The following is a 26,479-nucleotide window of genomic DNA, read 5'->3' on the forward strand; positions in this document are numbered from 1 at the left end:
TTAGAAAATGAACACACTATTAATCATTACCGTATTAGTAGTCTTTTTTGCACTAGCATTTGACTTCATTAATGGTTTCCATGATACGGCTAATGCTATTGCTACATCTGTTTCTACACGAGCCTTACCGCCACGTGTAGCTGTATTGATGGCAGCATGTATGAACTTTATCGGTGCTGTTACCTTCGTCGGTGTAGCAAAAGCCATTGCATCTGATATTGTTGACCCATTCTCATTATCAACACCTGAAGCACCCTTAATCGGTTCTGTCGTTATTTTAGCGGCTCTGCTTTCTGCCATTACGTGGAACCTAGTAACATGGTATTTTGGGATTCCATCTAGTTCATCTCACACATTAATTGGTTCGATCGCCGGTGCTGCGATTGCTGCTTCTGGTTTTGGTGTATTAAACTATAGCGGGTTTTCAAAAATCATTATTGCATTATTAGTCTCACCTGTAATCGCAATTTGCGTTGGTTACTTAATGATGACTTTAATGAAATTCCTATTTAAAAACATGAACCTTTATAAAACCAATAAAGGCTTCCGTATTATGCAAATTTTCACTGCGGCCATTCAATCGTTTACGCACGGTACAAACGATGCACAAAAGGCGATGGGGATTATTACAATGGCATTAATCGCTGCCAATTGGCAAACAACGGATGATGTACAAGGCTGGGTTCGTTTTGCCTGTGCCCTTGCAATGGGGCTAGGTACTTCAATTGGTGGTTATAAAATCATCAAAACAGTAGGTGGGAAAATCATGAAAATTCGTCCTGTCAATGGCGCTGCAGCTGATATCTCGTCTGCATCCATCATTTTCGGGGCAACATTAATTCATTTACCTGTTTCCACAACACATGTTATTTCATCTGCGATTATGGGTGTAGGTGCTGCACAAAATGTTAAAGGCGTTAACTGGGGCATCGCACGTAAAATCGTTACAACTTGGATTATTACAATGCCGATCTCAGCTGTTATGGCAGCCTTGATTTACTCTGTTTTAAATTTATTTTTCTAATCGTAAGCCTCCAGAATTCAACAATTATTCTGGAGGCTTTTCCTTTTTTATTTATCGAGGGACTTTTGCCGAAATAAGTTAAATCTATTACACTAGAGATAATGAAATAGAGAGGCGGTATATTATGAAGCACTTTGCAGCTTTTGTTACAAAATTTTCAAAACCAATTGTCGCCATTTGGTTTGTTATTTTTGCGCTCTTCGCATTTTTTGCCCTACAGCTTCCTTCTAAATTACAGGGAGATGGCTTCTTTGTAGATGGCGATCATACTTACGTAACAAACGAGCTTTCTGAAACCTTTGATTTACCAGCAAAAACGATTTTTATTTTATTTAAGGATAAGTCCGACGCTGAAATTACAGCTGTTATGGAGAAGCTCGAAAAGATGGACGCGGTACATGCCATGACTTCTCCTGTAGGCAATGCCGCATTAAATAAAGGCAACTATGCTTATGGTCTGCTTGAATTTGACAATACAATTATCGATTACTTCCCTATTATTGACGACATTCGGGAAATCATTGACAAGGAACAAGGCATTTCCATTACAGGAGAACCCGTCATTTCAAAGGATATTAACGTAGCTAGCCAAAAGGATTTAATTAAAGCCGAGGCAATTGGCCTACCAATTGCCTTAATTGTTTTATTGTTAGCATTTGGCTCCATTGTCGCCTCCTTATTACCATTATTGATTGGCGGCGCAACGGTTGTGATCGCGCTAGGTATTTTAACACTATTAGGCGACCAATTTAACTTATCCATCTTCGTCATGAATATTGTACCGATGTTAGGTTTAGCGTTAAGCATCGATTTTGCGCTGTTATTTATTAACCGTTACCGTGAAGAGCGCGCACAGCATTCGGTGAATGAATCGGTTCAAACCGCAATTCAAACGGCTGGGCGTTCCATCGTTTTCTCTGCACTCTGTGTCATGATTGGCTTAGGGGCAATGGTTGTTATCAATGTAGAAATTTTCATGAATATTGCACTTGGCGGTACCATTGTTGTATTCCTAGCCGTACTAACAGGGCTTACTTTTTTACCAGCAACGATTACGTTATTAGGGGATCGATTAAATAAAGGGCGTATTTTCCGCGTAAAAGCAAGTGCTTCTCGTTGGCAAAAGTTTGCGGCCTTTGTCATGAAACGCCCGGTGATGATTATCTTTATCGCGGTGCTTTTACTATGTGTAGCGATGGTTCCAATTAAGGATATGAAATTAACAATTCCTTCTACTGAATCATTACCAGCCTCCTACGAATCCCGTCAAACGTTCGACACGCTTGAAAAGGAATTCGGCATTGGTGAAAACACACCTGTCTTTTTACTCGCTGAAAACTATGAGGCATGGGATTCGACGGAGGGTCGTGAAAAAATATTAGCCATTCAGGAGCAGCTACTTGCTGATCCTTTAGTAGACCGTGTTACATCCATATTTACAGTAGCAAATATCGAATCGGTTGAAATGTGGGAAGTGGCTAATAATAATCCACAAGCACCTGGTGCACTTGATGCAGTCGCAGAAAACTTTATTCAAAATGATAAAATGTATATGATCGCCTATTTAAATACAACAGGGGCTACAACTGAGGCACAGAATTTTGTACGTGAATGGACGGATAAGGATTTAGGTGTGGACTTCTCATTGTCTGGACAAGCGAAGTTCAATCAAGAAATTTTCGATGAAATTGCCAATAAAGTGCTCCTTGCCATTTCAATTATTATCGTTTCAACGTTTATTATTTTAATGATTGCCTTCCGTTCAATTTTAATTCCGCTAAAGGCCATTCTCATGAACATTCTAGGACTTGGCGCAACATTCGGGATACTCGTTTACATTTTCCAATACGGGCATTTTGGCTTGGAAGCAGGCACAATTGTGTTAATCATTCCAGTACTTGTATTTTGTTTAGTCTTTGGCTTAAGTATGGACTATGAGGTATTTTTAATTTCGCGTATTCAAGAGGAGTATTTAAAAGGAGCAACGAACACAAAAGCGACAGTCGATGGGCTTGTTTCAACAAGTAAAATTATCACATCTGCTGCGCTAATTATGATTGTCATTACCGGTGCATTTGCCTTTACTGATGTTATGCCTGTCAAGCAAATCGGGGTCGGCATTGCGATTGCCATTGCCATTGACGCTACAATCATTCGCCTTATGCTCGTACCAAGTTTCATGAAGCTCCTTGGCGATTGGAACTGGTGGCTACCATTTAAAAAGGATTCAAGATAATATACGAACTACAGCTTATTTGTATTTTAATTCCATTTGCTAAAATGGGGGATATTTCGTTGGAAAATGAGCAATTAATTATTGAAATGATTCAATACCTGACAACAAGTATGGATAGCTTTAAGAACGAGGTAAAGTAAGATATACAGAATCTTAGAACAGAGCTAAAGCAAGACATAGGTGCTGTTAGATCAGAGTTATCTGATTTTAAGAAAGAGGTTAATAATCGTTTTGACCAAGTCGACCATCGCTTAGATCAAGTAGAAAGCCGCCTGAAAGCAGTGGAAAACAAGCTTAATAGGACAGGGTAAAACTTCAACCAGAATCCATTGCGAAAGTTAATGAAACCCTTCAATATCATACACATAAAATTATTGAGCATGATCAAGAACTATTTACAATGCGACATAAGCAATAAACGCCACTACAATATAAAATGAAAAGGCTGTTCAAAGACAAAATACATCGTCTTTTGAACAGCCTTCTTTGTTGTCATTACGTACTGGATATACATTGATAGAAATTTTTAAACTAAACGTAATAGATTGTCATAATGAAGCATTGCTGATTTTGAATAGCTTGGCTTTTCATTTTCATCTTGGCGCTCATTTTGCGTGGGCTCTTTTGGCTCCCATAGCATATAAAACGCTTGAATGACACCGACGATAATGATGGAAGCGACGACTATTGTACCTAAAATAATTTTCACCATTTTATTACCAGACATTTCTTTTGTTTGATGCGATTGCTCCATACTTTTCCCTCACTTATCTATTTTGAAAGTCGGAAACCCTCTTCACGTAAATAGGCTACTGCATCTTCACGCGTGCCGAATGTTTCCTCTAAATTCCCTTGATGATAAATGTTCCATGAACGATTGTTAAATTCTAGCTCTAGCTTCGTGCCTTCACGTGACGTCCAATTTTCGATTATTGGTGAATCGTCAATTTCCTCAGACAAATAATGGATCGCTGTTTCGATAATTTCGCGCAACTGCTGCTCGCTATAGTCACGAATGTTGACTAAGCCTTTGTCATTCGCTTCTTTTTCGTATTTTAGTAAATCCCCGACAAAGACAAAGCCATTGCCGTTTGGATGTAGCTTTTCGACAACATTTGTTTTTTCGTATAGACTCCCTTCAAAGTGATAGTTTAAACGCTTTAACGAAATTTCCTTTTTCGCTAATTGCGGAAATGATTCAATAATGGCTTGCTTCTGTTCAAATGTTAGCATCGTATGCTCCTTTAATCGTTCTTCTCAACTATTAAGTATACCGTTTTCGCTTTAAATAAAAAAGTGAAGCATATGCTTGTCACATATGCTCCACAATTTACACGGACTTAGTCATTTCTTTTTTTATTTTTTGGCGTTCATGGTAAAGATTTTGCACCACTACTTTAATGACGCCATACGTTGGAATGGCAATAATAATTCCAATGAAGCCCGCAATATTCCCTGCTGCTAAAACGAGTGATATAACAGTTAACGGATGGATATCTAAAGATTTCCCCATTACATTTGGCGTAATTAAATTACTTTCTACTTGCTGTGCCACTAATGTAATGACACATACCCAAATGACTAAGATTGGATCTTGAATAAGTGCGACAATCACTGCCGGCACCAGTGAAACCCACGGACCGATGAATGGTAAGCCCCCAATCAAATAACGCATATAAACACCCTGGCACCTCCGGTACGATAAACGTATCAATTTAAGGAGGTGCTTTTTTATGCCAACGAATCAACCGACAATTGTGCCAGTTTATCTGGATCCTCTGCCAACCAAACAATCTTCGATGTCTTCTTTCCCACATGCAGCTGGGCCAAGCTGTGTGATTAAAACCGCTGCGGCTGAAATTTCCTTTTTCAATGGTGTAGAGGAGCGCATCATTCAAGCCGTGATAAAGGAGCTGATTCAAAAATGAAGCACGATTTTACGCGTGTGCAAAATATTTATATTGTCTGTGGAAAAACAGACATGCGTAAAGGGATTGATGGTCTAGCGACCCTCGTTCAAGATTCATTTGAACTCGATCCTTTTAGTGACTCGATTTTTTTATTTTCAGGTACAAGTAAGGACCGCTATAAGTGTCTTTATTTTGATGGGGATGGCTTTGCGTTGCTTTATAAAAGGCTAGACAGTGGCCGATTACAATGGCCGAAAAATGAAAAAGAAGTGCGCAATCTCTCTCAACAGGAATTGCGTTGGTTATTAGAAGGCTTATCTCTTCAACAACCAAAAGCGATTTTAAAATCTGCAAAAGGTGCCTTTTAATCCTAACCTTCCAAATGGTATAATTAACCTCATATTATTCGAACGGAAATGTGGTGAATCAGATGAGTGCAGAAGCAACTGAAAAAATAATTCAGTTATTAGAAGAACAACTCGCTTTTATGAAACAACAAAATCAAGAGCTTTCGAAAAAATTAGATGCATCGTTCGCCCAAAATAAATACTTATCTGAACAAGTTCGCCAATTAACAAAAATGATTTATGGTTCACGCTCAGAGAAGTCAAAATACCAAGCACCCGATGGGCAAGTCTCGCTATTTGAGGATGACCCATCTTTTAATGATTCTGAGCAAACAGAAGAACAAAGCACGGAAACTGTAACCTATACAGTGACCCGTTTAAATAAAAAGAAAAAGCGCAATGATTCATTCATAGAAGGTGTGGAAGTAGAGGAAATTCACCATCATCCAACCAATCTCGAATGTGACTGTTGCCAAAATCAACTACAAAAAATTGGCTCCACAATTGCTCGGGAAGAAGCAACATTTATTCCAGCTAAGTTGGTGCGCGTGCAGCATATTGAGCATGCCTATGAGTGTAAGCAATGTAAAAAAGATAACGAGCAAAGTTCGTTTATTCAACGCGGAAAAGCGCCAACGGCGGCGATTCCTCGTAGCATTGCAGGGCCAACGGTGTTGGCAAAAGTAATTTATGATAAATTCTCGCTTTATCTACCGCTTTATCGTCAAGTCAAAGAGTGGACACGTGCAGGATTAATCACGAATGATAAAAATCTTTCGAATTGGGTCATTCGTGTAGCTGAAGATTGGCTATTGCCAATTTACGAGGAAATGAAAAATGTCCTTTCGGCCAAAACACTGCTTCATATTGATGAAACGGTTGCTAAAGTATTAAATCGTTCCGATGGAAAACGTCCACAATCAAATGCGTATAACTGGGTATTCCGATCCGTTCCAACAGAGGGGCCAGTGGTTATTCTATTTGAGCATGCATTAACGAGAAGTCGAACGGTATTGGAGAACTATTTGGCTGACTTTAAAGGCACGGTTATTTGTGATGGTTACGCTGCCTATGATAAGTTATCCAACATTACGTTCGCTAACTGTTGGGCGCACGTTCGACGCTATTGGGGAAAGGTTGAAAGCAAGAATGGGCGTATTGGCTTGGCTTACTGCAACAAACTCTATGTATTAGAACAAAAATTCAAAGGACTACCACCGAAGCAACGACAAAAAATGCGATGGCGATATGCAAGAAAGGTTATTCGTAAGTTTTTTGGCTGGCTTGAAAAGTCACAGTTCTTTGGTAAAAATGCATTAGCTACGGCAACCGAGTATACGTTGAATAGAAGAAAAGAGCTGAAAGCCTTCCTGTATAATGGGCAGATCGAAATTGATAATAACCCAGCAGAAAATGCGATTCGTCCAACGGTAATCGGTCGAAAAAATTGGCTCTTCTCTGTAAGTGAGGCGGGTGCAAAAGCGAATGCGATTTGTTTGAGTTTAGCGGAAACAGCAAAAGCAAACGGAATTGATTTCTATCAATACCTGGTAAAGCTTTTAACGGAACTGCCGAATTTACCAATTCACCAGCAACCTGAATTATTACAAGAGTACATGCCTTGGTCGGCTAAAATTCAAGCAACATGTGCCAAAATCAAAGCAGCATAATAGCCAGCTTTCTGAAAAAAACGTCAGAAAGCTGGCTATTTGTCGTGCGTGCAGTCAGGTGCGCTTGTTTTTTGAATTCGGGCTTACGATGAATGGAATCATATTCATGAAAAATGCGAATACGGCTAATAATAGCGAGTATTCTAATTGAATAATTAAATAGCCGATTAACATCATCGTTGCAAGTAGAAAACTTACAAGCACTTGTCCCTGTACATAGCTGCGTAATACCTTATCAATATCCTCTAATGTTTTCTTAATCCAAGAGCGTGTGCTTCCTGAAAAAATATCATAGATTTGAGGAGCAAATTTTTCATGATCCTTTAGCATAAAGATAAAGAAAAACGGTACTAAAATTAATGTAAATGTGACCGATACCGCGCCACTTACAAAGTTGACAAAATAGCGACTACTTGTAATGGCAATATTTTGAATAGAACTCGTAATCGATGTTACAAATTCTTCCACTTGAGGTGGTAAAATTTCACGATTTTCCAATACATAGTTGATCGCCTGCTCAATTTGACTGGCGATGTTTGGTGCGTTATCTACTAGACGATTCACCTGATTCGCAATAGGAGTTCCGATTAACAAGAAAACCGTTGTTAAAACACCTGCTAATAATAGGACAATCGTCGATAAGCTCCCCCATCTCGGCATTCCTCGTTTCTCGAGAATCCGCTGTAATGGCTCCGTAATATAATACAGTACACCGCCTAATAATAACGGTATCATAATCGTTTTGAAAATGATGATGATTGGATCAAAAATATGATAGATTTCCATGAAATATTTTATAATTAATAACGTAATTAATAATCCGATTCCAATTTGAAACCATAGCTTTCTCGTCATTGACTCACTTCCCTTTTCTACTATCTTCATGTTAATATGTTGTACGTTTTAGCATGCCATAAAGTGTCATAAATTACAAAAGAAAAAGGACATTTCGTATGTTTTACACATACGAAATCCCCTCCTAACCATTCTTATAAATTTTTATCATCCACTGCGTTTAAATAATCTTCAATTGGTCCAATTACGGATTCTACGCAGCCCTCTTCAAATGGTGAAATAAGACCCGCTTCTTCAACGAGCTTTGTGAAGGCAAAGGATCCACCTAATCGGCAAAGATGTAAATAATCTTTCCATGCCCCTTCGAAGTCCTCGCGTGAGCGTTTCCAGAATTGGAACGCACAAATTTGCGCTAATGTATAATCGATATAGTAGAATGGGCTTGCATAAATATGACCTTGACGCTGCCATACCGCACCTGATTCTAAATAGTCGTGCCCGTCATAATCACGATGTGGTAAATATTTTGCCTCTATTTCCTTCCATGCGGCATTGCGCTCAGCTGGCGTCATTTCAGGATTTTCATACACAACATGCTGGAACTCATCCACTGACACACCATATGGTAAGAATATTAAGCCGCTGCTTAAATGTGCGAATTTATATTTCTCTGTTTGATGCTTGAAGAATAGCTCCATCCAAGGCCATGTGAAGAATTCCATACTCATTGAGTGAATTTCACAAGACTCATAGGTTGGCCATAAGTATTCTGGAATTCCGATATCACGACTGGAAAACACTTGAAATGCATGACCTGCTTCATGGGTTAAAACGTCGATGTCACCTGATGTACCATTAAAGTTTGAGAAAATAAACGGCGAATCATAGTCTTCGATAAACGTACAATAGCCGCCACTTTCCTTCCCTTTTTTCGCCACTAAATCCATTAAATCATGCTCGATCATATAGTTGAAAAATTCGCCTGTTTCTTTTGAAAGCTCTTCGTACATTTTCTTGCCGTTTGCAACAATCCATGCAGCATCGCCTTGTGGGACAGCATTTCCTGTTAAAAATGATAAGCCTTCATCATAAAACTTGAATTCATCTACCCCAATACGCTCTGCTTGGCGCTCATATAATTTCGATACAAGTGGCACGATAAATTCACGTACTTGCTCGCGGAATTTTGCAACCATTTCTGCATTATAATCTACGCGGTTCATGTTGACATAACCAAGCTCTACATAGTTTTTAAAGCCTAACGTTGTCGCAATTTTATGACGTAGCTTTACTAATTGATCATAAATCGAATCAAACTTTTCTTTGTTGTCTGCAAAGAAATTGAAATTTGCTTCACGAGCCGCTTTACGTACAGCACGGTCTGTTGATTCTGCATAAGGTGCTAGCTGTGCTAAGGTTAATGTTTTGCCGTCAAACTCAATTTGCGCTGAAGCGACAAGCTTGCTATATTCAGACGTTAATTTGTTCTCTTGTTGCATCAATTCAATAACTTCTGGCGAGAAGCCTTTTAACTGATTTTCTGCTAATGCAAATAATTGTGTGCCCCACTTTTCCTCAAGCTGTGCGCGGAATGGTGATTTTACGAGCTCTGTGTAGTAGTTAAATACAAGCTCTTCTACTACTGGATCGATTTCATCAAAATAATCACGCTCTTTTTGATAAAATTCATCATTTGTATCAATTGAAGCACGAATATAAACGATATTTGCCATCGTTGAATACGTATTGCGAATTTTGTTAAGCTTATCAATTGCTTCACTTTGTGTTTCCACAGAACTCGCTGCTTTAAATTCCTCTAAAAGCATCGCGTATTGCGCCTTCATGTCCTCTAAATTCGGACGTTTGTATTCAAAATCTTTAAATGTTGCCATTCTATTCACCTCATATTTAATTCGGATTCCGAAACGATTATACTCCATTATTTATTATATTTTCATAAATTGCAAATATTTCAAATCTTAAAGCGTTTGATTGAGTTTTGTAACCCCGCGATTTCATCTGATAAATCACTTGCTGAGGTCGTTACTACCGCAATCGCACTTTGCTGTTCTTCTATTGATGAAGTCATTTCTTTTGCCATCGTGGCATTTTCTTCACTTACATGTGAAATACGCTCTACCGCATCAATAATCGTCACCTTTGACGCATTTAGTTCTGCTATGCTTGCCGATACTTCTTCAATTGAGCTACTAATTTGTTGAACAGCTAATTCGATTTCTTTAAACGCATGTTCTGTTTGCCCTACGGAATTATTTTGCTCATGAATGATATGATAGGTCTTCTGCATCTCTGCGGTTACAACCGTCGTTTCCCCTTCAATGCCGTACAATGTTTTTTGTACTAATTCCGTTGCTTGCGTTGTTTGGTCCGCTAATTTACGTACTTCCTCTGCGACAACTGCAAAGCCCTTTCCATGCTCCCCAGCACGTGCCGCTTCAATAGATGCATTTAATGCTAATAGATTGGTTTGATCCGAAATATCATTAATCGTTCCAACAATGCCTCCAATTTCTTTGAGCTTAAGCATTAGCGATGTGAACACGCTTTGCATTTGTTCAATGAGCCTAGTGGATTCATTTGAATGCGTATTTAGGGTAACTAAATTTTGAAGCCCTTGTGTATTTGATTTTTGCATTTGCTCAGATGAAACGAGCATTCTTGCATTTTTGTTGTGTAATTGTTCAATTTCCTGTGCAAATAACCCAACTGAGTGATTCATGGACTCTGTATCTGTCGCTTGAACTGCTGCCCCATCTGCTACAGCGCTTACCGACTGAATGATATCGTCACTATAAGCCGTTGTTTCTTCTGCTACCGCGGTTAAATTTAAGGAGGTTTGTTGAATTTCAACAATCGTCTCTTCTATTTCTGTCACAAGTAACTTTAATTGATCACACATTTCATTAAACCCATCATTCAATGTCGCAATTTCATCTTTACGATGCATTTCATTGCGTTCTATATTTAAATTGCCCTGCGCTACTTGACGTACCTGCTTTGCTAATTGATGCAGCGGCGTTGCCAAATGACGCGAAAACAGCACGGTCGCAATTGTTGCTAATACAATAGACACGATTAATGTAATGACTAAAACCTTTATTAAAGCCATTGCAGACGCGTTAAAATCCTGCATATAGCTTCCTGATGTGACAATCCAGTTCCAATACGGATCTACAGCCGAATAAATAATTTTTGGCGCTTCTACGTCCATATTTGGTAATGGAAAACGATAATATGTATACCCACCGCCAGCCTGGGCTTGTTGCTTTACTTCTCGAATATAATATTTTCCAGAACTATCTTGACTTTCCCATAAATTATCGCCTTCTCTTGTAGGGTGTCCAATTAACGTTCCTTCTTCGTCCATAATGTAAATATAACCATTGTCCCCTAGGTCACTTGTGTTTGTAATATTGCGCTTGCCTTCACTATTTTTCTCGCCTATTAATTCGCTACGAACGAGTTCCTGTGCCTGCGCTAATGTTAGCTCGCCACTTTCTACACGCTCATTGGCCATTGCGATTAATTGTAGTGATGTTTCCACGCTATTTTTAATAATCGTTTCCCCTAGTTGATCCATACCACTCTTTGCTTGAATATAGCTTGCTGTCCCAATGACCAAGCTTGGAATTAAAAATAGTAGAAATGAAAAAACAAATAGCTTCCCCCGAATGGATTGAAAAACCTTCACAAAATCCCCCCAAATCATTCAATTCCCTTTGTTTTAAGTATTCCAATATAATATATTTTTTACTTAAAAATCACCATTTTAGCTAACTAAAGCGTGATTCATGTTTTAGTATACCACTGTGAAATGAAAAAACTACAAAAAAATCACACTATCCTTTACGATAGTGTGATTTTTTAAGTTATTGCTTCAATAGATAGTTAAACATTGAATTTTTGCATTTCTGAAACAACATGCTTCGAATGGCTATCTAATTGATGTACGACTTCTTTTAAATGATCCACGACCTGTGTTTGATCATCCGAAGCATAGGCTAAATGTTTTGACTGCTCGGAAGTATCGTTGACAAGTCGGCTCATTTCTTCCGTTGACGCTAATATTTCTTCCGCACCGGCAGACATCTGCTCCACTACTGCCGAATCATCTTGAATGCGGTTATTGACATTATGAACAGACTGTAAAATCTGTTGTAAACGTTGCCCTATTTCATCCACCGCTTGTGTACCTTCTTTGACGCCTTCCGTTGTCGTACTCATATCTACTAGTACGCGCTCCGTAATTTGCGAGAACATTTGAATATGTGTTGAAATTTCATCAGCGGATTGACGTGACATTTCCGCAAGCTTTTTCACTTCATCAGCTACAACCGCAAAGCCTTTGCCCGCCTCACCTGCACGAGCTGCCTCAATCGCCGCATTTAACGCTAATAAATTCGTTTGATCGGCAATACTTGTAATGACGCTAATCATTTCTTTAATGGCCGAGAAGCTTTCGCCCATCTCACGCACTTGCTCGGATGTATGTTCTACCGATTTTTCAACACCTTGAATTTGTTTCACAACAACCGTAGCATTTTGTGAGCTATCTTCTACCATTCCAGTCATATCCGATGAAATTTCAGCAATTTCGTTAATCGTATCGGCTAATTTTTGAATTCCAATGGCCATTTCATTCATCGCGACACTTACTTCACCATTACTTGTTTGTTGCAAGGCACCGCTATGCGAAATAAGTGCAATATTTTCAACCATACCATTATTAGAGTCAATCACTTGGTTGGTTGACGTCTCGATTTGATCTACAACCATTCCTAAATCAATTGTACGCTCTTTTAATACTTTAAATGTATTCGATAATTCACCTAATGAATTACTAAAGTTTTTCGCGAATAATGTAATTTCGTTGTTCGCTTTAAAATCCATCTCATCTAGCATTGCTTTTGATTCCAAAATATCACCTGAAGCAAATTTTTCCGCCGCCGCTGATATCGTATTAAGTGGTGCTAGTGCTCGTTTCACATAGATACGAATTCCTATTAGTGCAATCATAATAATAGCAACAAATAACAGTGTCATGAGCGGTATAATTTGCTCCGCTACATCGCTCGTTAAGCTATCAATATAGGATGCATCAATATCAACACCGAGGTAGGCAATCGTATCACCAGCAGCATTTTTCACTGGCACAATACCTGTTACAAACTTACCGTAATCACTTGTTAAAATATCTGTAGCATAGTGGCCTTTTTCCATTACTTGCTCAATATGCTCATATTTTGTAGCGCCCGATACCTCATAGATTGCTGCAGCACTCTCTGTTTCATTTATAGGCATGCCATCGACTAAAAATTCAATATCTCCATTCTTCTCTGGTACAAAATACGTGTACGCATAGAGAACACCATTATGCTCTCGAAGCTCATTTAGTTGTTCTCTTAATTCCCAATATAAGTCATTCTCACTTGGATCTTTAATGAATTGTTCGTATTTTGCTGCATCAATAAATGTCACCATATTTTCGGCTACTTCTGTTGTTCGGTCTTTTACAGCAGACTCTACTGAACTAAATGTATTCTTCACCATCATAAAAATATTTAATACTAAAATAATAGCAAAGATGATTCCAATAAGTAGTATAATTCGACTACCTAATTGCTGCGTCTTTTTCATCTATGTTTCTCCTAATTATATTATTTTTGGTACATATATTTTGAATTATCAGAGGAGCTTTTGCAATAGCTTTCATAAAACACGCATACTTCTAACTATTTTCTAAAAAAAAAAACTCAAAGGAAATGATCCTTCAAGTCTTTTTACCTATTATTCGCCTAAATCTGCGTTATGGTATACGCGTTGAACGTCTTCTAAATCTTCTAAAGCATCAATCATTTTTTCGAATTTTACTAAATCGTCACCAGTTAATTCAACTTCTGTCATTGGTAACATTGTTAGCTCTGCAACTGTAAATTCCTCGATTCCAGCAGCTTTAAATGCTTCTTGCGTTGCATGGAATTGCTCTGGCTCAACATAAACAATAATTGTGCCTTCTTCATCCATAATGTCGCGCATATCTAAATCTGCTTCCATTAGGATTTCTAGGATTTCATCTTCTGATTTTCCTTCAATACCGAATACTGCAGTATTTTGGAACATATGCGCCGCCGAACCCGACACACCCATATTCCCGCCATTTTTACCGAATGCCGCGCGCACTTCTGAAGCAGTACGGTTTACATTGTTTGTTAAAGCATCAACAATTACCATTGTTCCCGCTACACCAAAGCCTTCGTAGCGTAACTCGTCGAATTGCTCATCGCCGCCACCTTTTGCTTTGTCGATTGCTTTTTCAATGATATGTTTTGGTACTGAGTATGTTTTCGCACGCTCTAATACGGTTTTTAATGCACGGTTTGATTCTGGATTTGGTTCACCTGATTTTGCAGCTACATAAATTTCACGACCAAATTTTGCATAAATACGACTGTTCGCTGCATCCTTACCAGCTTTTTTGTCCTTAATATTATTCCACTTACGACCCATTTCGTTCACTCTCTTTCAATAATCTATTAGATAATGTTATATAAAATCGAAAAAATATTTTAACCTAATTATTATACTTGAACTCTTAAAAAAAGTGAAATTACTATCCATAAAAATGCAAAAGTTTTAGCCTATTTTTCTTACTCTCCATTTGCTTTCTTATAACTTAGATGCTTCAATGCTAAATGTATCGCCGCCTTTTAAAGTACCACTTTCATAGCCTTTTTCGAACCAGCGCATACGTTGTTCACTTGTTCCATGCGTAAAGCTTTCTGGGACCACATAGCCCTGCGCTTCCATTTGAAGAGTGTCGTCTCCAATTGCATTGGCTGCTGTTAATGCTTCTTCAAAATCGCCCTTTTCTAAATAGCCTTTATTTTGCACATAATGCGCCCAGACACCCGAATAATAGTCTGCCTGTAGTTCTAATCGCTTCACCGCTTCATTGTATTCTGCTTGAGAGACTTTCCCATTTAGTGCATGTACTTGCTGTGATGCACCTAATAATGTCTGAACATGATGCCCTACTTCATGTGCCACAACATAGGCCATCGCAAAATCTCCTGGTGCATTGAAGCGGTTTTTCAATTCCTTATAAAAACTTAAATCAATGTACAATTTATAATCAGCTGGACAATAAAACGGCCCTACTGCAGCACTTTGTAGACCACAGCCTGAACTAACGCTATCCGTAAAGAGCACAAGTGTAGGATTTTTGTAAGTGCGGCCATTCTCTTCAAACACATGCTGCCACACATCCTCTGTATCTGCTAATACTACAGAGACAAACTCAGCAAGCTCTTGCTCTTCAGCAGTTGGCTCATAATTTTCAGTGGTTTGTCCATTTTGTGTGATGCCCTTTGTCACCTCATTCAGCACATCACCCGCATCGCCGCCATTTAATAATGTGAAAATAATGGCAATAATAATCCCAACACCGCCTAGCCCGCCACCTATTTTCCCAGCGCTCATACCACGGCGATCTTCAACGTTCGTACTTTTTCGTCTTCCTTTAACATCCATTTGATTTTCCCTCCAAGTAAAGTTCCACTTAATATCTCAAATAATTACCCGAAATGATGCTTACAATAACTTATCGTATAAATAGCCCAAGTGTTTAAATTTTTTTCATTTGTACTAAAACGTACTTGGCATTTTCCTCGTCTAATGGATAAGAAAAACAACCTTTGCGCCAAAAATAATGTGAATAGCTGTCTTTCTATATGTGATAACGTATACTTTCCTGTTCACCAAAAAGGAGAAAGGAGCGGATGCTTAGATGCTACTCTCAGATGAACATGCTTTTGGAGAGGCGATGAAAGCACATAGTGATTATTTGTTACGAATTGCGTATTTATACGTTAAGGATTGGCAAGTAGCTGAAGATATCGTACAAGATACATTTTTAACATATTATTTAAAATTTGAGCAATTCGAGGAGCGTTCTTCTCTTAAAACCTATCTTGTTCGAATCGTCATCAATAAATGCAAGGATTATTTAAAAAGCTGGAAATATCGCAAGCTCACACTGACGAATCAGTTTTTCGGCAGCAAAAAAGAAACGGCCCATACAATCGAAAAGGAAGAGCGGCTTGATATTGCTGAGGCCGTATTAGCATTACCGATTCATTTACGAGAGGTCATTATCCATTATTACTATGAGGAACTATCTGTACTAGAAGTCGCTACATTACTAGCGATTTCCGATAATACCGTTAAAACAAGACTTCGTAGAGCACGGCAATTATTAAAAGGTCAATTATCTCAAGATGCATGGGAGGTGCTCTCACATGAATGAAGTGAAACGCCAGCTCGATCATAAGATGGGCAATACATCACAAAGGGTGGAACGCATTATGAATCACGTCAATGATAATAAACGACAAGCAAAAAATAAAAAAGCAACACAAAAGCTGTACTATGCAACATTTGCGGGGTTTATCGCATTGCTTGCTGTCATTGCGGTCATCATCAATCCCTTTTCAACAAATGAGCCAAATAAAGCAACACGAATACCTACCGAACTAGAGGAACCATCAGTTGAAATAAAAGAGCCAAAAGACTATCGTGAAACGCTTAAAACATTCTTTAAGCAAGACGGCGATGTCGCGCACTTTTTAGGCTCGGGTAATGAGTTTGCAAGCTTTACAGAAAAAACGACATGGTTATTTGATGATTATGTCCAAATTTTAGAGGATAATGGCGGGGCCGTTTCTCAAAAGATTTATCGCATTACAGACAAAACCATTGAACTTGTCTACCAAGAGATTGCCGAACCAACAGCTAAAGTATTTACTGAACTTGAATTATCAGCTCTGCCAACAGCTCAAACGGTTTTACAATGGCCTCTTACAAATGAAGACAAGGTTGGCGATCTGTCTATTCAAATGCCTGTAGAAATTAAAACACCGTACCAAACGTTCTCTAATGCCATTATGCTTACGGAAGAAGTTGAGGGGGGGGAAAATAATTATTATTATGTAGAGGGCTATGGCTTAGTCGCTCGGGTTTTCGAGACAAGTGACGGCTATCGTGTAGCGTCTTCCCTTGCCTCAATTAATGAGCCACCTGCAACGACATCTGACGAAACCATTTCGATTTTAAACGTCGACACAAATGAGCTCGAATTACTACCGCTGCAGGAATTACCCTTTATTGATCCGATGCAGCCTTACACGACAACGGATGATTTTGAAATCACATACGAGCCACTATTCCGAACAGACGAAGGAGAGTTCGGGATGTTCGCTGCTTATTGCGGGGATTATAATTGCCAGCTTGCATTTGTCGTTCGAAACGGCAAAACCATTATTAGTGGGCCTGTTGTTTTTGGAAGTAAGATGAGTTTCAAACGCTCACCAAATCTCGAAAAGGTAATCATTGCATTGCGCTATATCGAGCCACTTGAGGATACCCTTATTGAACGCTCGATGCTCCAAATTGTTAACATCACAACGATGCAAGCAGAGGTGCCTACTTCTCAAGAAGTCTACTTTAGTGAACAAAGCTATCCCATCACTCATTATGATTGGATAGATGATACTATGATTCAACTGGAAGTAGCTGACATAAATGATGCCAAAGCAGATACAATTTATCATTGGCAGCAATATAACAGACCAACAAAAACAACCGAAGTTTATTTGCCATAAACCAAATGCCCACCATTCTTTAATGATTGGCGGGCATTTTTAATTTAACCTTCTAACACTTTCTCCAATAATGCCTCGCAGCCTTCCACGCATAAGTCATACGTCTCTTGAAAATCACCGGTATACCACGGATCAGGCACATCCTTTTGATGTGATGTTAAATCTAAAAAGCGAAACACCTTTGCATCGCCCTCTGCTCGTAGCATCTCAATCGTATTACGCACATTGCTCTCGTCCATGCATACTAAATAATCAAAATCATGTAAATCCGAGCTGCGTAATTGGCGTGCTCTCATTCCGCTCGTTGTGATGCCATATTGCTGTAGCTTTGCCTTTGTTCCCCGATGTGGGGGCTCGTCAATATGGTAATCACTTGTGCCAGCTGAATCGACTTTAATTTGGCTAGTTAATCCGCGCTTTTTTATTAAATCGCGCATCACTGCTTCAGCCATTGGGGAACGACAAATATTGCCTAAACAAATAAAAAGCACCTTTTTCATTTTTTCACTCCTCATTGAAAGAAGCTGCACGAAAAGTTTCGTACAGCTCGCATCTTATTTTACTTCGGGATGTTTGGCTTTTAGCTCGTTCGTTAAACGCACTAATTCTTCTTCTAAAAATTGCACTGATGCGTCACGACCTTCTTTGCCAGACTCCACTGTAAAAGGCTTGCCGTAAATTAAATAACCTTTTTGACGTTTGAATACACTCTTTGCATCTTTTGGTCCAATATAAGCAGCTGGTAATATTTGCGATTTCGAAAGCTGTGCAATCGTTACAGCACCCGCCTTTAGCTCTGAATTTTCTGAGCTACGTGTGCCACTTGGGAAAATACCAACAATTTTGCCTTCTTTAATTAATTGACGAGGAATTTTAATAACACTTGGTCCCGGGTTGTCACGGTCTACCGGAAAGGCATTTAATTTAGTAATAAGCCAGCCTAATCCTTTAATGTCAAATAACTGCTTCTTGGCCATGAAATGAATTTCACGAGGCAGCATCGATAAACCTAAATTTAAAATATCGATATAGCCATTATGTGTACACGCCACAACAAAGCCGCCCTCTTTTGGTACATTTTCGACACCATATACTTTTGCCTTGGACCCATTAACCCCTAAAATTCCGTTTACTACACCTGCGATAAATTTATACACGATTCGTTTCCTACCTTATTCGTTCATTGTCATTCTATTGTAAGCGATAATTCACTATTGCTTCAACCGAAACTATTTCTCACTTGCTTTGGCAATTGCTTCAACTAAGCTTGGCAACCAATCCGCCAAATGACTAAAGGCAAAACCTTTTTTCGTTGCACGCTCATTATTCATATACCATGATGCCGGAATTGCATAGGGTGAACGAATTTCGTCTGTACCGAGCAATGAAATTTTCGCACGTTTATTCGTTTTTTCTTCAATTAAGGCAATTAAATCTTTCAATGAAATGATTCCATTCGCTGTTGCATTAATTGGGCCTTCTATATCTTTCATGCCTACCCATGCTAAAAACTCTGCTGCTTCAGTTGCTTGAATGAACGACATCTCGGCATCCATATTAACAAATCCAATTGGCTCATCATTCAGAATGCGTTTGATATGGAAATGCAGCCGACGCGTGTAATCATCCTCGCCCATAACAATTGGGAATCGAACCGCTACAACTGGAAATTGTGCATATTTGTAAAATACGGCCTCAGCTTGACGCTTCCCTTCACCGTACGTAAACTCATGCGTATCGCCCATACGTATTTCGTAATTATATGGATTAAAATCTTCTTCCACATGGGCAATACCATTGGCTTCATAGGTAGACAATGTCGATGTAAAGACCAATTTTTGTATTGATCCGTTGAAAATTTCACAAAGCTGCTTTGCTTCATTTGGTGAATAGCAAATATTATCGAAAACAACATCGTATGTTCTATTGGCTAACGCGGTTTGAAAGGCCTCAGCATCTCTACGATCGACCTTAATATGCGCAACCTTGTCACCAAAAGGATTTTCGGACATCCCGCGCGTTACAATCGTTACTTCATGGTTATCGGCTAATAAATTTTCAACTAATTTTCTTCCAAAAAAGCGTGTGCCACCTAATACTAAAATTTTCATAGTCCATTACTCCATTCCAATTAATAGATCTAAATCAATCGTAATTTGCTGTAGCTTAATATTTTCCTTATGTTCAATATGCCATCCAATCGGCGTCATTTCTAGTAATTTCTGCACCAGATGTTCAGCAAGTGGAAGCGTATAGGTTACTCGTTTTATATCTACCTTGTTAAAGCTCGCCTTAAAGCGCTCGACCGTTCGCTCATTGGAATAATTTTCTTTTTCTGAATCAGCAAAGGCTTGCACACGTAATTCCTTTAAATAATTTTCCTGAGGTACGACTTTAATCACCTTACCCCCCGGCTTTAAAAGACGCTTAAATTCTTCGTAATTTGCAGGCGATAAAAAATTTAAAATGACATCAAATGCTGCTTCATTGTATGGACTGTTTGCTAAATCGCCTACACACCAAATCTCTTCATTATAAAACTTTGCTGCAGCAACAATGCCTTCCTTTGCAATATCAACACCAACGCCTATTGCGCCATCAAGTCGCTGACAAATACGGTGTAGATGGGAGCCCTCCCCGCAGCCTGTATCTAAAATAATGGGATATTGGTCGTTTATTTCCCCGGCAATAACCTGTTGTACTTGGTCATATATGCCTGATTGAATTACTTCATGACGCGATTCAAATAAGTCTTTTGAATACATCGATTGCATCGGATGACTTAATAAATAGATATACCCTTGCTTGGCAACATCAAAGGAATGGTTCGACGGACAGCTCATTTTACCTTCATCGCTCATTGTCATTTGTTGTTTACACAGTGGGCATGCAAAAATTTCAATTATTTGTTGAAACTGTTGAATACTTTGCGCGCGTTTTGATAATAGACCCATCATCAGATTCTCCTTCTCTTGTTGTTCGCTAGTATCGTACCATAAATGATGTGAAATTAGAAAAACTCCATTCTTGCCACATGCTTGCGAGTTGATAGGTCTTCTTCCGCTAGATCCCCTTAATCACTATAAAAAAGGGAACTAGTGATCACTAGCTCCCTAAAATTATTATTCTATTGATATAATTCATCAATCGTCACAAATTCATAGTTTTCTTGCTTTAAATATTGAATAACGGCGTCTAGTGCATCCGCTGTTTCCTGATGAATATCATGCATTAAAATGACACTTCGATCTTTTGCATGTAATTTTACACTCTCTAATGTTTTAGCAGGTGTTTTATGCTTCCAATCCATTGTGTCGATATTCCATAACACCGAATTGACCTTAATTTCGTTGCGTACATTCTCATCAATCGCTCCATAAGGTGGACGATATGCTGTTGGGTACTGTCCTATTGCCTCAAATATTGCATTGCTTGCACGGTCGATTTCCTCATGCATTTGAGCTGGTGTTAATTTCGTCAAGTTTTTATGACTCCATGTATGACTAGCAATTTCATGTCCTTGTTGCGCCGCTTGTTTTACAATTTCCGGATGTTTTACTACATTTATCCCTAGCACAAAAAATGTTGCCTTCACATCATGCTTTTGCAAAACATTTAAAATTTGTACTGTACTCTTATCGTTAGGACCATCATCGAATGTTAGCGCTATTTGTTTGCGCTGTTCTTGTGGCTGAGGCTCTTCAATCGGTTCCTTTTGATTTTCCTCTTCGGTCTCTTCTGTATTTACCAATAACTCACTCACCGTTATGTATGCTTCACAATCACGAATAACACGGTGAAGTCCACCTTTATCCATATAAAAAGGATGACTCAAGTCCATTTTATTCCATGTTTGTTGTGGTAATTGCTTTACAAATTGTTCATAGCCTTGTTGTTCGTGATACGTCGCGTTCATACCTATATTTTCAGCATTTGTACCAATTGGACTTGCCGGCCATCGAATAATCAGCAAGCTTACCAACCCAACTAAAATACCGATTATTATTATTATTATTTTTTTGCGCATCTTGCTACCCTCCACCCGTCTATTCTACATATATAGACGTATGAAGAACATCAAAAAGTTGATAAAATATAAAAAAATGCTCGAAAAATTTCCGAGCATTTCAAAAGTCATGTATTAGTAGGCTGTCCACCCTGCATCTGCCGTAATGACAACACCATTTACAAAATCTGAATCTTCCGTGGCCAAAAATAGAGCGACACGTGCAATATCTTCTGGCTCCCCCGAACGTGGATTGAATCCAGCGCCTGCCATTGCACGAGCCAAACCATGTTCATTTGCACTTTGGAAACTTGCTCCAATATTTGTATTAACTCCACCAGGGGCTATTGCATTACATTTAATTCCTTTTTCTGCATATTGGAAGGCGGTGTTCTTCGTAAGTCCGACTACCGCATGCTTAGCTGCTGTATAGGCTGCACCAGCACGTGAACCATATAAACCACCTACAGAAGCGATATTAATAATTGTACCTGCACCTTTTTCTAAGAAAATCGGCATCGCTTGACGAATTCCACGCATAACACCTTTAACGTTCACATCAAACACGCGGTCCCATAATTCATCTTTTACATCCCCTACTGGAGAGAAATCATCCATGATGCCTGCATTATTGACTAATATATCAAGTGTACCATAGCTATTTTGAGCTGCTTTAATCAGCTTATGAATGTCTGCTTCAACTGCTACATTGGATACAACAGCCGTTGCCGTACCTCCCAATGCTGTAATTTCTGAAACGGTTGTACCCGCACCCTCTAACGTCAAATCTGAAACAACAACCTTTGCGCCCTCTTTAGCAAATAAGATGGCAATGGCTTTCCCCATACCGGATGCTGCCCCTGTTACAACTGCTACTTTACCTTGTAATCTCATGAAAAAACCTCCCAAACAGAAATTTTTACTACACTCAGTATTTCGACAATTCACTACAAAATCCTCTGCACCATGGATTCTTTTTTTCATTAGGGAACCCAAATTATTCTAAATCGTACACTTTTATGTCTTCTTTATCTATAGCTGTTCCCGTATAGCCAATTCTCCACAAAACATAAAAAAAGCTAAGCAGACACTTCTAATCTACTTAGCTTAATGTTTATACAGTCGATACCTTATTTGCTTTTAACAGAGCACTCTTTGTATTCATCGTGCTTTCTAATGCCACAAATAATGTTTGAATGTCAGGTTCTGAAATGGCTTTCCCCTTGAGCGTACTCGTCCATTTTTTTAGATCCTTCATTTTTAATACTTCTACATTTTCTGACTCAATTTCAATTTGCTGGAACGAACAATCATTTGTGAATAATACGACAGATTGAAATACCTGTTCATCCACTTCTGATAGCTGATCTTGTAGAGCAAACATGAGAAGCTTTGTTTCATGGATTGGATTATTGAATGTACGACTCTTTCCCTTATGTAATAACTCTTTCCATTCATAATCACGCTCACGGCCATTAATCCAACCTGATTTTGCTCTCATATCAATCACATAAATGCCCGACTCATGTAATAATACCGCATCGATTGATTTTTGCTCATCATTCACTGGGATTTGTACATCCACCAAAATTTTGTGGGGACCATTTACTTGATTTAATACATCAACTATTTTATACATTTTGCGAATTTTTTTGCTGGCTAGCATATCTAAGTAAGAATACCCCGTCAGTTTATAAAATGGGGAATTATCATGACGGTATATATTTACCATAAAGTAACTTATTATAACAAGCGCTACTACTATTAAAACTAGTGCCACAGAGCCCACTCCTTGCCTCATGCTTCATTATCCTTCATTTTAACAAACCTCATGGGTCTTTTCTATGCACCTATAGACCACTTTTACTATTACAATTATCCTTTGTATAAAGCAAGAAATAACGGAAAAGTACTAGTAATCATCATTTTTTTAGTGATTGCTGATCCTGACCGATGAGAGCAACCAGCTGCTCTAATTTTTCTATCGTATAGGTTGGCAAAACGGTTGTTGTTGGCGCCTTTTTCAGTGGATTTAGCCAGCATGTGTCAATACCAGCCCCTGCACCACCGATTATATCTGCACTATAGGAATCCCCGATAATCATTGCCTTTTCGGGGTCAAAATGCGGAATACGTTCAAATACATAATCAAAAAATGGCTTCATCGGCTTCTGATAGCCTGTATCTTCAGAGACAAATACTTGCTTAAAATACGGGGCTAAGCCTGTTACTTGTAGGCGTTTGGCTTGTGTTTCTGAAATGCCATTTGATGTAATATAGAGCTCATATGTTGGGGCTAATAATTGAATCGTTTCTAGAGCGCCCTCAACAAATACTTTGCTTTCTGCTAAGTAACTACGAAATTCTGCATCTAATGCAGGACCGTCTACATTGCGGCCGAAATATTCAAATGTTTTACCGAAACGTGTTGCCATTAGCTCTTGTCGTGTTACCTGTCCTTGCTCTAAAGCCGTCCATAATCCACCATTAATCTTCTGGTAAACATGCTCCACTTCAGGTGTTAGTGGAAAATCATGCGCTGCAAATAATTTAGGGAGCGCTATCTTTTCTGCTGCTTTAAAATCTAATAATGTATCATCTAAATCGAAAAATAAAAATTGGTAGTCCTTCATTTGCTTAAAACTCCATTTCGTTCAATCTCATTCACTTACCTTATCATAAACCCCCTAAAATATTAACTATTTACACCATCAACATCTTTCGTGTAACATGCCTATAGTGAATGTATAGAAAGAAGGTTTCTTTTATGGGTTTTGATTTAGACCCACAGCTCATTATTATCTTAATTGGCTTTGGTTTTTTGGCGGCATTTATTGATTCGGTTGTTGGTGGAGGTGGCCTTATTTCATTGCCTGCACTCATGTTCGCAGGTTTAAGTCCCTCTGCTGCAGTAGCTACAAATAAACTAGCTAGTTCGATGGGCGCTTTAACAAGTACGATTACATTTTATCGGTCTGGTAAATTGGATTTAAAATCGGTCTTAAAATTTGTACCATTTGTCTTTATTTGTTCGATTATAGGTGCATGGATCGTGCATTTGCTCGACCCCAATTTATTAAAACCGCTCATGCTACTCATGTTAGCGATTGTAGCGGTTTATACAATATTAAAAAAGGATTGGGGTGGCATTTCTGGGGTCAAAAATCTTTCAAAGCCGAAATATCTCTTATTTTTCCTTGTTATAGCATTAATTGGCTTTTATGATGGCTTTTTAGGCCCGGGAACTGGCTCCTTTTTAATCTTTGCCTTTTTAGTAGTAGGCTATGATTTTTTAAAAGCAGCAGGCAATGCCAAACTACTTAACTTAACGAGTAATGTCGGCGCATTATTGATGTTTATCTATTTAGGTCAGGTTAATTATGGGTACGGAATCATTATGGGCTTATCGCAAATTGCCGGGGCAATGGTAGGCTCACGCTATGCCATTAAACGAGGTAGTGGCTATGTGCGCGTGCTATTCATTATTGTGACATTTACACTGCTTGCCAAAAATGCGTATGATTATTTCTTTTAATCAGAAAAAGCTTGTTCGAATTATAATGAACAAGCTTTTTGTCATATTAAGCCAATGATGATAAACCAAACAACCGGTACCAGAAGTGCCGGGAGCATATTTAACGTTTTACTATCCTTTATTCCTAAAATAGATAGCCCCGACGCTAAAATAAGCACACCCCCAACAATCGATACTTCCGTCATTAAGCTCTCCGTTAAAAACGGCTCTAAATAACCAGCCGCTAAATAAATGCCGCCCTGCCAGAAAAACAAGACCACAGCAGCAAACATAATACCGATGCCATATGTCGCTGCTAATGCCATCGACGTCACCAAATCAAGCGTAGCATTTGTTAATAAATAGGTATGGTTATTATATAATGCGCTTTCAATCGGACCTAAAATAGATAAGGTCCCAACACAAAATAATAAAATCGCGGTTGAAAGGCCCTTACTTAAATTTGAATTTCCAAAGCGAGCTACAAGCATATTAAATCTCCCATCTACATTCAGCATAGCGCCGATCAAGCCCCCGATTGCTAGGCTCATAATAAATAGTACGGGATAGGTACTTTTCGGCATATTCTGCACGATTGCATTTGCGCCTAATGCAACTGCGGCAAAGCCCATTGCATTAAATAATGCTGCCTGGTATTCCTCTTTAATGCCCTTTTTCAATACTGTACCGATAAGTGTTCCTAAAATAATTAATACCGTATTGACGATTATTCCAAACATCCGGTAAATCTCCTTGTTTTATGTATGAAAAAACTCCGAAAAACTTCGGAGCTTTATAAATTATTGCATTTCTATTGTTGGTCCCATTACTGGTGGTACACTTAGCCCTGCTTGGCGCAATAATACCGTCATTTGGCCAACATGATGCGTTTGATGTGTAATGACTAAGCGCAATAATGCCCCGCGCTTCATTGTTCCACCTAATGCTGGTACTTCTTCAAGCAGCTGCTGTTCTGTTAATGTCGCCGCTTCCTTTTTATAAGCTTCGCGCACCTGTTCATACATATCTGTGATTTCAGCCATCGTTTCCGGCTGCTTCATATCAGGGCCAGGTGCTGGAATTTGTAGCCCAGCAAAATGGCCAAATGCCCCTGCAACTTGAATCAAATGCCATGATAGCCAACCTAAAGAGTTATGATCTTCTATAATAGCTACACCCATCTTGTCATCTGGAATGGCTTGCATCACTTTTAATACCCCTTTAGATGCAATTGCCCAATCTTGAACAAAATCTTCTGCTACACGATACATATATAAATCCCCCTTATATTTTACTA

27 protein-coding genes are annotated in these 26,479 nt (G+C 38.8%); 8 read left to right on the plus strand and 19 right to left on the minus strand.

Features of this window, described 5'->3' with window-relative positions:
• Positions 1-7 precede the first annotated feature (7 nt).
• Both MKX47_RS18280 and MKX47_RS18285 read left to right on the plus strand, forming a co-directional pair.
• Positions 8-1,024: an inorganic phosphate transporter gene (locus MKX47_RS18280; protein WP_340777044.1), complete on the plus strand. Its 1,017-nt coding sequence runs from the start codon at positions 8-10 to the stop codon at positions 1,022-1,024.
• Between the two features lie 124 nt (positions 1,025-1,148).
• Positions 1,149-3,260, plus strand: a complete 2,112-nt coding sequence (locus tag MKX47_RS18285; protein WP_340777046.1) for an MMPL family transporter — start codon at positions 1,149-1,151, stop codon at positions 3,258-3,260.
• A 526-nt stretch (positions 3,261-3,786) separates the two neighbouring features.
• Here the strand turns inward: MKX47_RS18285 and MKX47_RS18290 are convergent.
• The 3 genes from MKX47_RS18290 to MKX47_RS18300 all read right to left on the minus strand — a co-directional run bounded on the left by MKX47_RS18290 (position 3,787) and on the right by MKX47_RS18300 (position 4,935).
• Positions 3,787-4,014: a hypothetical protein gene (locus MKX47_RS18290; protein WP_340777048.1), complete on the minus strand. Its 228-nt coding sequence runs from the start codon at positions 4,012-4,014 to the stop codon at positions 3,787-3,789.
• A gap of 17 nt (positions 4,015-4,031) precedes the next feature.
• A complete protein-coding gene (locus MKX47_RS18295; RefSeq protein ID WP_340777050.1) occupies positions 4,032-4,493 on the minus strand; it encodes a hypothetical protein in 462 nt (153 codons plus the stop codon).
• Positions 4,494-4,590: 97 nt separating this feature from the next.
• Complete coding sequence (locus MKX47_RS18300) at positions 4,591-4,935, minus strand: AI-2E family transporter (RefSeq protein WP_445683598.1); 345 nt, start codon at positions 4,933-4,935, stop codon at positions 4,591-4,593.
• A gap of 58 nt (positions 4,936-4,993) precedes the next feature.
• On the opposite strand from MKX47_RS18300, the gene MKX47_RS18305 reads away from it, so the two are divergent.
• From MKX47_RS18305 to tnpC, 3 genes are all read left to right on the plus strand, one after another.
• Entirely contained in the window at positions 4,994-5,188 is a 195-nt protein-coding gene (locus MKX47_RS18305) for a hypothetical protein (RefSeq protein ID WP_340770610.1), read from the plus strand.
• Positions 5,185-5,538 carry an IS66 family insertion sequence element accessory protein TnpB gene (gene tnpB / locus MKX47_RS18310; protein WP_340770612.1) on the plus strand — a complete coding sequence of 118 codons (354 nt, stop codon included), beginning with the start codon at positions 5,185-5,187 and terminating at the stop codon, positions 5,536-5,538. Before MKX47_RS18305 ends, tnpB begins: the two co-directional genes overlap by 4 nt.
• A gap of 62 nt (positions 5,539-5,600) precedes the next feature.
• Entirely contained in the window at positions 5,601-7,187 is a 1,587-nt protein-coding gene (gene tnpC / locus MKX47_RS18315) for an IS66 family transposase (RefSeq protein WP_340770614.1), read from the plus strand.
• Positions 7,188-7,241: 54 nt separating this feature from the next.
• Here tnpC and MKX47_RS18320 read toward each other — a convergent pair whose 3' ends face one another.
• From MKX47_RS18320 to ypfJ, 6 genes are all read right to left on the minus strand, one after another.
• On the minus strand, positions 7,242-8,042 hold the full coding sequence (locus tag MKX47_RS18320; protein WP_340777052.1) for an AI-2E family transporter: 801 nt from the start codon (positions 8,040-8,042) through the stop codon (positions 7,242-7,244).
• A gap of 134 nt (positions 8,043-8,176) precedes the next feature.
• Positions 8,177-9,874: a M3 family oligoendopeptidase gene (locus tag MKX47_RS18325; RefSeq protein WP_340777055.1), complete on the minus strand. Its 1,698-nt coding sequence runs from the start codon at positions 9,872-9,874 to the stop codon at positions 8,177-8,179.
• An 80-nt stretch (positions 9,875-9,954) separates the two neighbouring features.
• The gene (locus tag MKX47_RS18330; protein ID WP_340777057.1) at positions 9,955-11,694 is read right to left on the minus strand and encodes a methyl-accepting chemotaxis protein; all 1,740 of its coding nucleotides are present in this window, start codon (positions 11,692-11,694) and stop codon (positions 9,955-9,957) included.
• A gap of 197 nt (positions 11,695-11,891) precedes the next feature.
• Complete coding sequence (locus MKX47_RS18335) at positions 11,892-13,640, minus strand: methyl-accepting chemotaxis protein (protein ID WP_340777059.1); 1,749 nt, start codon at positions 13,638-13,640, stop codon at positions 11,892-11,894.
• Positions 13,641-13,790: 150 nt separating this feature from the next.
• Positions 13,791-14,510, minus strand: coding sequence for a YebC/PmpR family DNA-binding transcriptional regulator (locus tag MKX47_RS18340; protein ID WP_340777062.1), 720 nt, complete (start codon positions 14,508-14,510; stop codon positions 13,791-13,793).
• A 159-nt stretch (positions 14,511-14,669) separates the two neighbouring features.
• Positions 14,670-15,533, minus strand: a complete 864-nt coding sequence (gene ypfJ, locus MKX47_RS18345; protein ID WP_340777065.1) for a KPN_02809 family neutral zinc metallopeptidase — start codon at positions 15,531-15,533, stop codon at positions 14,670-14,672.
• Positions 15,534-15,789: 256 nt separating this feature from the next.
• Between ypfJ and MKX47_RS18350 the strand changes: the two genes are divergently transcribed.
• Together MKX47_RS18350 and MKX47_RS18355 are read left to right on the plus strand one after the other, a co-directional pair.
• On the plus strand, positions 15,790-16,308 hold the full coding sequence (locus MKX47_RS18350; RefSeq protein ID WP_340777067.1) for a sigma-70 family RNA polymerase sigma factor: 519 nt from the start codon (positions 15,790-15,792) through the stop codon (positions 16,306-16,308).
• Positions 16,301-17,662 (plus strand): hypothetical protein, encoded by a 1,362-nt coding sequence (locus MKX47_RS18355; RefSeq protein ID WP_340777069.1) that lies wholly within the window; start codon positions 16,301-16,303, stop codon positions 17,660-17,662. The genes MKX47_RS18350 and MKX47_RS18355 overlap by 8 nt, the downstream gene beginning before the upstream one ends.
• A gap of 44 nt (positions 17,663-17,706) precedes the next feature.
• Here MKX47_RS18355 and MKX47_RS18360 read toward each other — a convergent pair whose 3' ends face one another.
• The 8 genes from MKX47_RS18360 to MKX47_RS18395 form a co-directional block, all read right to left on the minus strand.
• Positions 17,707-18,162: a low molecular weight protein-tyrosine-phosphatase gene (locus tag MKX47_RS18360; RefSeq protein ID WP_340777071.1), complete on the minus strand. Its 456-nt coding sequence runs from the start codon at positions 18,160-18,162 to the stop codon at positions 17,707-17,709.
• 54 nt (positions 18,163-18,216) lie between these two features.
• On the minus strand, positions 18,217-18,819 hold the full coding sequence (locus MKX47_RS18365; protein ID WP_340777073.1) for a lysophospholipid acyltransferase family protein: 603 nt from the start codon (positions 18,817-18,819) through the stop codon (positions 18,217-18,219).
• A 72-nt stretch (positions 18,820-18,891) separates the two neighbouring features.
• The gene (locus MKX47_RS18370; protein WP_340777074.1) at positions 18,892-19,773 is read right to left on the minus strand and encodes an NAD-dependent epimerase/dehydratase family protein; all 882 of its coding nucleotides are present in this window, start codon (positions 19,771-19,773) and stop codon (positions 18,892-18,894) included.
• A 6-nt stretch (positions 19,774-19,779) separates the two neighbouring features.
• Positions 19,780-20,616, minus strand: a complete 837-nt coding sequence (locus tag MKX47_RS18375) for a putative RNA methyltransferase (RefSeq protein WP_340777880.1) — start codon at positions 20,614-20,616, stop codon at positions 19,780-19,782.
• A gap of 173 nt (positions 20,617-20,789) precedes the next feature.
• Complete coding sequence (locus tag MKX47_RS18380; protein WP_340777077.1) at positions 20,790-21,689, minus strand: polysaccharide deacetylase family protein; 900 nt, start codon at positions 21,687-21,689, stop codon at positions 20,790-20,792.
• A gap of 114 nt (positions 21,690-21,803) precedes the next feature.
• Complete coding sequence (locus tag MKX47_RS18385; RefSeq protein WP_340777079.1) at positions 21,804-22,562, minus strand: SDR family oxidoreductase; 759 nt, start codon at positions 22,560-22,562, stop codon at positions 21,804-21,806.
• 220 nt (positions 22,563-22,782) lie between these two features.
• Positions 22,783-23,448 (minus strand): nuclease-related domain-containing protein, encoded by a 666-nt coding sequence (locus tag MKX47_RS18390; protein ID WP_340777080.1) that lies wholly within the window; start codon positions 23,446-23,448, stop codon positions 22,783-22,785.
• A 142-nt stretch (positions 23,449-23,590) separates the two neighbouring features.
• The gene (locus MKX47_RS18395) at positions 23,591-24,301 is read right to left on the minus strand and encodes a YjjG family noncanonical pyrimidine nucleotidase (RefSeq protein ID WP_340777081.1); all 711 of its coding nucleotides are present in this window, start codon (positions 24,299-24,301) and stop codon (positions 23,591-23,593) included.
• 134 nt (positions 24,302-24,435) lie between these two features.
• On the opposite strand from MKX47_RS18395, the gene MKX47_RS18400 reads away from it, so the two are divergent.
• On the plus strand, positions 24,436-25,203 hold the full coding sequence (locus MKX47_RS18400; protein WP_340777082.1) for a TSUP family transporter: 768 nt from the start codon (positions 24,436-24,438) through the stop codon (positions 25,201-25,203).
• A gap of 41 nt (positions 25,204-25,244) precedes the next feature.
• Here the strand turns inward: MKX47_RS18400 and MKX47_RS18405 are convergent, their stop codons facing one another.
• The gene (locus MKX47_RS18405) at positions 25,245-25,922 is read right to left on the minus strand and encodes a DUF554 domain-containing protein (protein WP_340777083.1); all 678 of its coding nucleotides are present in this window, start codon (positions 25,920-25,922) and stop codon (positions 25,245-25,247) included.
• Positions 25,923-25,982: 60 nt separating this feature from the next.
• Positions 25,983-26,453: a DinB family protein gene (locus MKX47_RS18410; RefSeq protein WP_340777084.1), complete on the minus strand. Its 471-nt coding sequence runs from the start codon at positions 26,451-26,453 to the stop codon at positions 25,983-25,985.
• Positions 26,454-26,479 lie beyond the last annotated feature (26 nt).

The sequence above is a fragment of the Solibacillus sp. FSL R7-0668 genome (genome assembly GCF_038006205.1).
GTDB lineage: Bacteria > Bacillota > Bacilli > Bacillales_A > Planococcaceae > Solibacillus.